Annotated in this window: 11 protein-coding genes and 1 pseudogene; 2 read left to right on the top strand and 10 right to left on the bottom strand. The window is 66.9% G+C overall.

The window, feature by feature from the left end; genetic code table 11:
- The 4 genes from ABZ345_RS46970 to ABZ345_RS46955 all read right to left on the bottom strand — a co-directional run.
- On the bottom strand, positions 1 to 482 hold a 482-nt coding region (locus ABZ345_RS46970; protein ID WP_359862206.1), incomplete at its 3' end, for a protease inhibitor I9 family protein.
- Between the two features lie 291 nt (positions 483 to 773).
- The gene (locus ABZ345_RS46965) at positions 774 to 920 is read right to left on the bottom strand and encodes a hypothetical protein (protein ID WP_359862204.1); all 147 of its coding nucleotides are present in this window, start codon (positions 918 to 920) and stop codon (positions 774 to 776) included.
- Between the two features lie 33 nt (positions 921 to 953).
- Positions 954 to 1,127, bottom strand: coding sequence for a hypothetical protein (locus ABZ345_RS46960; RefSeq protein ID WP_359862202.1), 174 nt, complete (start codon positions 1,125 to 1,127; stop codon positions 954 to 956).
- 10 nt (positions 1,128 to 1,137) lie between these two features.
- Positions 1,138 to 1,422 carry a DUF4242 domain-containing protein gene (locus tag ABZ345_RS46955; protein WP_359862201.1) on the bottom strand — a complete coding sequence of 95 codons (285 nt, stop codon included), beginning with the start codon at positions 1,420 to 1,422 and terminating at the stop codon, positions 1,138 to 1,140.
- 74 nt (positions 1,423 to 1,496) lie between these two features.
- On the opposite strand from ABZ345_RS46955, the gene ABZ345_RS46950 reads away from it, so the two are divergent.
- Positions 1,497 to 3,206: a BTAD domain-containing putative transcriptional regulator gene (locus ABZ345_RS46950; RefSeq protein WP_359862199.1), complete on the top strand. Its 1,710-nt coding sequence runs from the start codon at positions 1,497 to 1,499 to the stop codon at positions 3,204 to 3,206.
- A gap of 35 nt (positions 3,207 to 3,241) precedes the next feature.
- On the opposite strand, the gene ABZ345_RS46945 is transcribed toward ABZ345_RS46950, so the two are convergent.
- The 3 genes and pseudogenes from ABZ345_RS46945 to ABZ345_RS46935 form a co-directional block, all read right to left on the bottom strand.
- Complete coding sequence (locus tag ABZ345_RS46945; protein ID WP_359862210.1) at positions 3,242 to 4,165, bottom strand: alpha/beta hydrolase; 924 nt, start codon at positions 4,163 to 4,165, stop codon at positions 3,242 to 3,244.
- A gap of 278 nt (positions 4,166 to 4,443) precedes the next feature.
- Positions 4,444 to 4,980 carry an Ltp family lipoprotein gene (locus ABZ345_RS46940; RefSeq protein WP_359862197.1) on the bottom strand — a complete coding sequence of 179 codons (537 nt, stop codon included), beginning with the start codon at positions 4,978 to 4,980 and terminating at the stop codon, positions 4,444 to 4,446.
- Positions 4,981 to 5,156: 176 nt separating this feature from the next.
- Positions 5,157 to 5,396, bottom strand: a pseudogene (locus tag ABZ345_RS46935) (sigma factor-like helix-turn-helix DNA-binding protein); the annotation flags it as partial.
- A gap of 433 nt (positions 5,397 to 5,829) precedes the next feature.
- On the opposite strand from ABZ345_RS46935, the gene ABZ345_RS46930 reads away from it, so the two are divergent.
- On the top strand, positions 5,830 to 6,384 hold the full coding sequence (locus ABZ345_RS46930) for a hypothetical protein (protein ID WP_359862195.1): 555 nt from the start codon (positions 5,830 to 5,832) through the stop codon (positions 6,382 to 6,384).
- A 162-nt stretch (positions 6,385 to 6,546) separates the two neighbouring features.
- Here the strand turns inward: ABZ345_RS46930 and ABZ345_RS46925 are convergent, their stop codons facing one another.
- From ABZ345_RS46925 to ABZ345_RS46915, 3 genes are all read right to left on the bottom strand, one after another.
- The gene (locus ABZ345_RS46925) at positions 6,547 to 6,915 is read right to left on the bottom strand and encodes a hypothetical protein (protein WP_359862193.1); all 369 of its coding nucleotides are present in this window, start codon (positions 6,913 to 6,915) and stop codon (positions 6,547 to 6,549) included.
- Between the two features lie 288 nt (positions 6,916 to 7,203).
- Positions 7,204 to 7,515, bottom strand: a complete 312-nt coding sequence (locus ABZ345_RS46920; RefSeq protein WP_359862191.1) for a hypothetical protein — start codon at positions 7,513 to 7,515, stop codon at positions 7,204 to 7,206.
- Positions 7,516 to 8,302: 787 nt separating this feature from the next.
- Positions 8,303 to 9,832, bottom strand: coding sequence for an ISL3 family transposase (locus ABZ345_RS46915; protein WP_359862208.1), 1,530 nt, complete (start codon positions 9,830 to 9,832; stop codon positions 8,303 to 8,305).
- Between the last annotated feature and the right edge of the window lie 162 nt (positions 9,833 to 9,994).

The raw sequence follows: 9,994 nt of genomic DNA, 5'->3' as shown, positions 1-9,994 counted from the left end.
GCGCCGCCGACGGTGCCCGCGACGTGGGTGCCGTGGCCCTGGCAGTCCTGGCCGTTGCGGCCGTCGCCGATCGCGTCGAACCCGACGCGGGCCCGCCCCCCGAACTCGGCGTGCGACGTGCGGATACCGGTGTCGAGGATGTAGGCGGTCACATTGGCCGCCGTCGTGGCATAGGAGTACTTGGTGTCCAGCGGCAGGGCGCGCTGGTCGGTGCGGTCCAGGCTCCACGGTGCAGGGGCTTGTGTTTCGGTGAGTCCCACCTCCACAACCGGCTCCACATAGGCCACCCGCGGATCGGCGGCCAGCTGGGCGGCCCGCTGCTCGGTGATCCGCACTGAGAACCCGTTCAGCGCGGCACCCCACATCTCACGCACCTTGCCGCCGTGCTTTTCGGCCAGCTGCGACGCCACGGTGGGCAGCGGCAGCGGGACCTTCGAGGCGAGCAGCACGATGTACTGGTCGGGAACGCGTTTTCCTTCCACTGCCCAGGTTCGATCCTCCGCCGAGGCATCGGCCACATCCGTGACTGAAATCAACCCAGTCACCACCACAGTCAGCATCGTCGCCATACGCGTACGGAACATCATGGGTCGCCCTTGTGAACCAGCAACATCATGAAGACCCGGAAGGAATGCCCACGTGCAGTGGCAACCACTGGTTCAGTTCAGGTGCACTTCGGGTGCAGTTCCCTGAACGGCTTTCACAATTCGACTCGCCGGCTCACGAGAAAACCGGTGCCGGCGGCGTGCCGCCGGGCACCAGGGCATGGCTCCTCACTGCTTGGCGTAGCCCTCCATTCCGGTGAAGTCGGGTACGACACATGTCTCGTCGCCGACGATCCAGGCGTCGTGGCCCGGGATCAGGACGGCGTCGCCAGGACCCGCATCGGCCTCGGTGCCGTCGTCCATGCGCACGTGCATGCGGCCGGAGACCACGTATCCGGTGTGCCGCGCCTAGCAGGATTCGGTGCCCGCGATCGGCGCGACGTCGCATGACCAGCGCCAGCCGGGCTCGAACTCGGCCCGGCCCGCGGTCACACCTCCCAGGTCCACGAGGTCGATGTGGCCGTTCGGGAACCGGCGGATCTCCTCCGATGCACTCAGGTTCTTCGCGGCGAACGTCGTCATGACGGCCACCTCATCCCTGCGCGACCGGGTAGATCTCGTCGGCGACGAGGCCGTGCGCCTCGCGGTGCACTCGGTGTGCGGACTCCGCGTCCGGGGCATCGACCAGGCAGAACACCTTGCCCGCGCTGTCGTCCACCCAGTAGTTGAGGTAGCGGACGCCGTACTGGTCCTGGGTCCGCAGGTCGGCCTCGTGCGCCTCCGCGACGTCTTTCGCGGTGGCTCCCTGGGGCAGTTCGTTGTGCACGTCCATGAACAGCATCTCGTCCTCCTTGGAGCTGTCGATCGTGGAATTCATCCCAGCGTGTGCTTCACCGCGTTCCCGAAGCGTTCCCAACGGCGATCCCGAGAGATCCGACGTAAGGTGCGGGCATGCCGGCCACCTGCCAGCTGCGCGTGCTCGGCGGGTTCAGCGTCGCGGTGGACGGCCGACCCGTTCCCACGCATGCCTGGCGCAACCGGCGCGCCGCCGACCTGGTGAAACTCCTCGCGATCGAGCCTCGGCACCGGCTGCACCGCGAGCAGGCGATGAACCTGCTGTGGCCCCATCTGTCGGCCGAGGCGGCGGGCGCGAACCTCCGCAAAGCCGTGCACTACGCGCGCCGCGCGCTCGGTGACCCGGACGCGATCGGTGTGGCAGGGCACGTGCTGGTGCTGTGGCCGTCCCGGGAAGTGGACTGCGACCTCGAACGCTTCGAGCGGGCCGCGGAAGCGGCGCTGGCGTCCGCCGATGCGCGGGCGTGCGGCGACGCGGCCGCGGACTATGTCGGCGACCTCCTCCCAGACGACCTGTACGAGTGGTGGGCGGAGGAACGGCGGGCCAAGGCGAGGACCCGCTACTCCGCGCTGCTGCGGTGCGCGGGACAGTGGACGCGCCTGCTGGAGCTGGACGAGACCGACGAAGAGGCACACCGCGCGTTGATGCGGCAGTACCTGTCGGAGGGAAGGCGCCGTGAGGCTCTGCGCCAGTTCGAACAACTTCGCGAGGCGTTGCGGGACCGCATCGGTGTCGGGCCGGACGCCGAGACGATCGCGCTCTACGAGTCCGTGCTGTCGGAGGGCGCTGAGCCGCCGTCGGTGGAGCAGATCGTGGCGGTGACACTCGCCAACGGGCTGGTGGCGTGGGGCCGGCGCAACCTCGAGGAGGCCGAGCGGCTGGCGAGGAGCGCACGCGCGCTCGCGTTGGACGCGAGCATGGGACACGAACTGGGTGAGGCGTCCACCCTGCTGGCGCTCGTCGCGTACGCGCGCGGCACGTGGCACGAGCAGTTCCGGCAGGAGTTCGCCGACTCCGTCCGGCGGTCGGCGAACCTCGAGGCCGCGGTCCTCGACGCGCACCTGTGCTTCCAGGAGTTCTACCTGTACGGCCCGGAAGGGCACGAGGGCGCGGAGTCGTTCGGCCGCGACCTGCTCGGTATCGCGACCGACGCTGGTTCCACGGCCGGTCGCGCGCTGGCCCACCTGCTGCTCGGTGAGTTCGCGCTGCTGTCCGGGCACGTCGACGAGGCGCTGGCGCACCTGGACCGGTCTCTGGTCGACGCCGAGCGCGCTGGTTGCGTGTCAGCGCAGAGCATTGCACTGGAACGGGCAGCGGAGGCGCGGGCGCGGCGCGGCGAACGTGTCGTCGCCTCCGCACTGGTGGATCGGGCGATGCCCCTGGCGCTGTCATCGGGAATCCGGTCCCATCTGGTGATCCGTCTGCACGGTCTGCGGGTGCTCGCCGCGGCGCGGCTGGTCGAGGTGCTCAGCGCGGTTCGCGAGGGAGAGCGGCTGGTCGCCGAGGCGACCCACGTGTGCGACCCGTGCTCGATGGGCTTCCGGATCGAGGCGGCACGAGCCTGTGCCCAGGCGAACGACCTGGGCAGGGCCCGCCGCCACCTGGCCGAGGCGGAGCGGATCAGCGGGCTGTGGCAGGGCGGTCCGTGGTCGGCCGCTCTGTGGGAGGTTCGGGCCGAACTGCGCCGCGCGGCAGGGCAGACCACCCAGGCCGCCGCGCTGTTCCTCGAAGCGGCCGACCAGTTCGCCGCGCTGCGCAGGCCGATCGAGGAGAACCGCTGCCGGGCGGCCGCGGGCGACCGTTGAACTCGCGGGTGCGTTCTGCTTGAGGCGGACACCCGTCACGAACCGCTGGGGTGAGCGGTCCGGCGCATCGTGTCGAGGGTTTCCGATGCGACGGACTCGCGCTGGGGCGGGTCGACCCGGCCGGTGCACAGCATCGTGCGCCAGAGGTTGCGGTCGTGCTGGGCGGCCGCGGTGGCGGCGTGGAAGTCGGAGAGCAGTGCGACGAAACGTTCCGGATCGGCCTGGTGGGGAAAGTGCCCCGCACCCGTGAAGATCTCCAGGCGGCTGTGGGGCATGGCCACCCGTGCCAGATCTGCGTGGTCGATCGAGACGACCTGGTCTCGATCACCCCACACCAGCAGAGTGGGTGTCCCGAGCAGCAGATACGTCCGGTCGAGGATGGTGACCGTTTGCCCACGCCAGTCGACCGCGGACCGCAAGGTCCGCAGGAACGCTCTTCGGCAGGTGTCGTCGGCCAGCGAGCGGAACCGCTCCAGGGCGTAGTGGAGGTCGGACCCGAGTCCGAGACCACCGGCGCAGCGCACGAGCGGCGCGAGGAGCGAGGTGGCCAGCAGTACCGGTGGAGTGGTGGCCAGTGAAATGACCAGCTCGGCGCCGGGCAGGCAAGCCAGCCGAAGCAGCGGATGTACGTGCCTGCCGATGCCGCCGCTTCCCACCAGAACGAGCCGTTCACACCGCTCGGGGAACTGGTAGGCGAACTGGATCGCCACGCCACCGCCGAGCGAATGTCCGACCACGGTCACCCGATCGACGTCCAGCACCGTCAGCAGGTCCCGCATTCCACACGCGTACCCCGCCACGGAGTAGTCGGCACTCGGCTTGTCGGACGCTCCGTGGCCGAGCAAGTCCGGTGCGATCACGGTGAAGTTCCGGGCCAGCGCGTGCAGCACGTGCAGCCAGGTGGCCGAGCTGTCGCCGATCCCGTGAATGAACAGCAGGGCCGGGCCACTGCCGGCCATCCTGAATGCGCGGCGGTAGCCGTGCACGACGACATGTCGCACGCCGAGCTCGTCCTCGAGCGTGCTGGCTGCCGTGTCGATGCTCTCGTCGGCCTTCGTCAAGGTGGTCACTCCGATGACCGGGCGGCTGATCCGGCGTCCGCGTCCGGTCCTCCATTCTGCAGGGAGAAGCGCCCGTTCGATGCTGTCGTGCGGCACCCATTGGACTGAATCGCGTCTGTCCGCGGCCTGCGAGCCCTGACCGCGGACGAGGCCTGGACCCGGCGCACGCTCGGTCGTCATTCGTTCAAATGGGCGATGGCGTAGTCCGCCTCCGCCTTTGTGAATTTCTCGCCGTACTCGGATGTCAGCTGATCACGAATAGCAGACGGAGACATGTGCATGGTGTTCTGGTAGCTTTTCGCGCTGGCCAGGGCTTGCGCGTTCCAGTCCGCTTTCACGTTGTCGACAGCATACTGTGCGGCAGCCGCGGAAAACTTCTCGCCGTACTCGGAGGTGAGCTGATCGTAAACCCCCTGCTTCGACATGTGCATGAGATCGACGTACGACTCCGCCGTCTTGAGGGCGGACCTGTACTCGACCGGCACGGCTGCCTGCTTGTTGTCTGTCGTTGGTGCAACAGCAGGTTTCGTTGGTGTTGCCGTCGTGGCTGCTGGGGGAAGTGGTGCGTCGGCCGTCGTGGTGATCGCTGTTGTCGCCGGTCCTGGCTTGCCCGCCTGCACGGTTTCCGCCGATGAGCCGATCAGGCCGATGAACACCACGAGGACAAAAGTCCCCCCGGTGGTAGCGCTCGCGATCTTGATCGCCTTTTTCACTTCGCCTCCGCGGTGGTCGGGTCGGCCGCATCGTGCTGACGTCAGCACTGTGTCGAGGCGCGACTGTCTCGGTGACCGCAGGATCGCCCGCGCCAATTTCCTCCGCTTCCGAGGCAAGACCTGCTCGATGTAGATAGCGGCCTTTCGGCGCCTTCGATCAGCCGCCGCGGCAGTGTTCACCTCATCGGGTGATCGGTCTGGTCTTCCGAGGTTCCTGCTCGGGTCAACGATCTGCGGAGTTTGGCCAATGCGCGGTGTTGCATGACCCGGACCGCACCTGCCGTCGATCCAACTGCCGCGGCAGTCTCCAGAACCGACAGTCCCACGATCACCCGCAGCACGACGATCTCCCGTTGCTTCTCGGGGAGTACCAGCAGGAATTGGGACATTCGTGCGGACAGTTCACTCTGCACCGCCACACCAAACGCGAAAAGCATCCGACCGGAGTGGACTATTTCTTGTGCCTCGCCGGTGCGCGACGTTGAGTGTCTGTGCCGTCGCGATGTGTCGAACGATCGAGGATCCTGTGTCCTGCAAACCATGACAGGAAGGTCGTCGCATCCGATGTGGACATCACCGCACACGAAACCTCATCGGCCGCAGCCGATGTCGGTACCTGCCGACCCGCACACCTGTTGAGGGACGTGACCGTCTGTTGGACGTACGGGTCGTCTACGTGGATCGCGACCTGTCGCCGTCGCGTACAGCTTTCTCGGCGATGTCGTGCTGGTGTGCACCGAGTTGGTCAGCATTGCCTACGATCACGCGCGTGATCCGCGTGATCCGCGGATCGCATTGCGGTCCGGCAGGCGAGTGGTCCGCGCCGAAGTCGATGACGGGAGCCCGCAAATGCTCGGCGGGCAGTCGAGCGTGGTCAGGCTGGTGGCGGCGATGCTGTTGTCGATCGCGGCGATGGTCACCTGGCTGGTCGTCACGCACGAGTTGTGGGAGCGCCCGTCCGACGCGCTCGGGAAGGAACGTGCGGGGCTGTACAACCTCACGGTGGTCACGCTGGTGCTGGGGATCTTCACGCTGTACGCGGCGTTGTTCCTGTTGGTGCTCGCGTCGGCGGTGCTCGTGCTGGAACCGTCGGTGCTGGCACAGCAGATCGGTCACCCTCCGGCCGTGCGCGACTACCTGGGGCTGGCATGGCTGGCCGCATCCGTCGCGACCGTGGCCGGTGCGCTCGGTGCGCGTCTGGAGAGCGACGAAGCGGTGCGCAACGCCGCATACGGCTATCGCCAGCAGGAGCGCCGCTACCGGAGACGGACGGTGTGCGTGCCGACAAATAGGTCCGTGCAGGTCAGGAGGCATCGATGGGTGAGCTTGTCGTTGCCGTTGCCGCCGATGAGGTCGTCGACGGCGACCTCCCGGAGACCAGCCACGACTTCTCCGTCGACGTGATCGTCACCCCGACTCAGGTCATCGAGTGCGGTCCACCGCGACGGCCGGCAGGGATCCTGTGGTCAGAGCTGGAACCGGCGAAGATCGCCGCGATTCCTGCCCTCGCCTGGCGGGCAGGACAGCGCCCGCCTTCCAGTCGCTGACCAATGTTGTCGACCACCTTCACGATTGGTCTGCGTTCGAGAGAGTTGGCGCAGCGTCGTGAGGAGACTCTGCGGAACGCAACGCTTCGTCGAGAACCCGCGGTTTGGCGAGCTGCGCGAACACGTTAGCGTCGAGGTTGCCGGTCCAGAAGTAACCACCGGTCCACTGCTTGTCCTCGGACACCACGCGAAGCCAGAGCTGCCGATCGCCAGCTCGTACGGGTGCGCCGATCGACCGGTCCAGCCAACCGAGCCGGGCCGGCTCGGCAACGGCGAGACCGAAATGGTCCGCTGCGTGGCTGAGGTTCTCGTACATCCACTGCCGGAACCGAGCGTCGGCTTCGCGAAGGTCGGCGCCCGACGTTTGGCGGTCGTCACGGTCGAGCACGGGTGGGTGGTCAAGCTGTTCGGACACGGGATCCCTTCGCCCTCGGCTCACGGAGCACACTCCGCGAGTTCTTTGGTACCGCTTGGAAACGCTCCAAACGAGGAGCTTGAGGGCTCATGACCCGAACCGGGGAGCTGTTGCGAATTCGCCGGTGCGAGCTCCCACCTCGTGTGGCAGCGGGCTCACCTGCGTTCATAGTTGCGTCAGTGTTGACCAAATTCAGCGTGACATGAGAGGGCGGCCTGCTTCTCGCAAGGAGCAGGCCGCCCCTGCCTGTTCTGGAATCAGTTACGCGGCGAGCGGGTGCTGCTCACCGGTGAGCGCTGCCAGTGCCGTCGCGATTTCTTCCAGGGTGGCGCGGACGTAGGTCGTGGTGCTGCCTGCCTCGGTGTTGGTGTCGTTGTGTCCGGCGTAGGCGCGGGCGACGGCGTAGCCGAAGTTGCGTTCGACCCAGGTGAGTGTGGTGTAGCGGAGCCAGTGGGTGCTGACGCCTTGTTTTGCTGCCCAGGACAGGTGTTCGCCGACGCGGCTCCAGAGGCGGTCGTAGCGGTGGTAGGTGATCGGGCGGCCATCGGCATAGCGAAGGAGACGTCCGTTCATAGCGGCGCCGCGGTCTTCGATGTGCTGGAGCAGGTGCCACATCAAGGTGGGGGAGGTCGTTGCCCGTGGTGGAGGCGATGTGGTTGAGCTGATCCATCTGATTGCCTGATAGGGCTTGCCGGTTGCTGGGTTGTCGTCGGGGTTTGGGGACCTTGGCGGCGGGGTTGGAACGTTCGTCGATGAGGCCGTCGTTGACGGCGTGCCGGTAGATACAGCGCAGCGCGGCGATGAGGTGCTCCGCCGCGGAATTGCCGTTGCGGGTATTGCGGCGGACGGTCAGGTTGGCTTTCACGTGCTGGACGAGGCGCTGGATGTCGGTCGGGGTGCGGTCGCTCAGGGAGATGTGGGTCCACTGGTCGAGAACGCGGTTCCAGTAGGGGCTGTAGGCGCGGCGGGTACCGTCGCTGACAGCGGCGGAGACGATCGGGATGTACTCGCCGAAGGTCGGGGCCGGCGGTTTCGCGGAATTGAGCAGGTCCTCGGCGGTCACGCCCATCCGGTCGAGAACGAGGCGTGCGGCGTCGAGTTCTGCTTCTGTCGGTATGCCGCTCATTCGTCCTCACCACCCGGCAGAACTGGCAGGATCAGCCCGTCCAGCGCGATGGTCGGGAACACCGTGACCGCCTGCCGCTCCAGGTCGGCGGTGAGAAAGACCCGGTCCCCGGCACTCAGGTCGGCTGCTCGGCGGGCGTCGGCTGGCAGCCGCAGGTACCCCTGCCTGGTGAGTTTTGATGGCGCTCTCTGAATAGGGTCCTGTCGCTGGTTGCGTGATCGATCCTTGGGGCAGTCAGACTCGGCAGAGGACCTTCTTGCGGAGCAAGTCGAACTTCGCTCGTCCGTACATGCTTCTCTTGATCGATTTCAGGCGGGAGACGGAACCTTCGACCGCCCCGGAGTTGTGCTCCATCGTGAGGCCGTTGACCACGGCCGCATGGTCGCGTTTGAGCCCTGCGGTGAACGAGTGCAGCTCAGGGAGGTTGTCCGCTTCCACTGCGGAGATCCAGTCATCGAGACGTTCTCCGAAGCGACCGGTCATCATCTCCGCGAAGGATGTGACGTGGAAGGACAGCTTCTCCAGCGCTGAACTGCGGGCCAGGATCTCGTCCAGCCGACCGCGTTCACGGTCGTCGAGGTCGTCGGGACGCTGAAGCATCCACCGGGTCACGTCTCGGACCTTCGGCGGGGCAGGGGTGGCCGGTGGCGCGGCCCCGACTGTCCTAAAGAGACGAAGATAGCGGGTCAGCGCCTGGTAGCTGCCGATGTAGCCCTGCTCGCGGATCTCGACAAGCAGGACCGTCGCGGTCGTGCACCCGTGGTTCCATCGCTCACGCAGGTACGGTTTGAACCGCTCCAACGGTCCGGGACGACCGTCCCGTTGCTTGATCAGCAACTCCTCGACGCTCTCGGCGCGGGCGAATCGTCGAACGGTCTTGCGGTCCATCCGCAGCGAGCGGGAGATCCCGCTGAGCGACTCACCGTCGGCCAGAAGTCGTTGCACTGCCTGGTAATGCTCGCGGATGCGGACGACCACGGCCTGTGCCTCTACCCGGTCGGTATCCGCGGCAAGCGCGATCTGCTGAACCTCGATCGTGGTATCGGCGCTCGAGTCAGCGGCGGGCTTGTTCTGGTCGGGTTCGCGCAGGTCGTGTCGATGCTGTCGCACTGTTTTCTCGACATAGCCGGCCAGTCCGTGCCAGAGGTGCCAGCGGTCGGCCACCTGCAGAGCCTGTGGTGCCCCCAGATGTGTGCCTTCGGCATACGCGCCAGCACGATCTCGGCAGACGACAGCGACACCGCCGTGTGCGCGGAGCCATTCGGCGAGGCTGTCCGCGGTGCGATCGGGGAGCAGGTCAACCGGTTGGTGGGTGGCCATGTCCAGCAGGATGGTCCCGTAGCTACGACGGCGCCTGAACGCGAAGTCGTCGACGCCCAGGACGGTAATCGTCCCGATGGTGGGATCGGGTAGGGCACGGACCAAGCGCAACAACGTGTCCCGGCCGGTGATCAGGCCGAGACGGATCGCCAGTCGTGCTCCGGCGCGGGCGGCTACGGCTAGGCCGATGGATTCCAGCATCCCCAGCAGTCGCGCGCTGCGTCGTGCGTGTGCGCGCGTCACGCCGTTGATCTGTTCTGCGAAAGTCTTGACCTGACACGCTCTGTTGTCGCAGAAGAACCGGCGCATCCGCAGACACAGCACCATCGGCAGCCCGGCAACCGGCGCGTCAGCCAACCGACGGTGATAGCGACTGTGCACTCGCTCCGTCTTCACCCCACACGACGAACAGGATCGCGCGCTCGCCGCGGCACGAGCCCAGATCCGTACGCCACCGCCGGCCGACTCGGGCTTCTCGACGACCAGGCCGGCCAGGTGCGGCAGCAGGACCTCTAAGAACTCCTAACTCAATGAGAGGTTGCGGAGTCGGCGCCAGCAGATGATCGCGCAGGCCAGGCTGAGGAAGGCTTCGTGGATGTCATCGCG

It is taken from the genome of Lentzea sp. NPDC005914, from assembly GCF_040629405.1.
In the GTDB taxonomy this organism is placed as follows: Bacteria; Actinomycetota; Actinomycetes; order Mycobacteriales; family Pseudonocardiaceae; genus Lentzea.
This window is presented reverse-complemented; position numbering and strand designations above follow the sequence as displayed.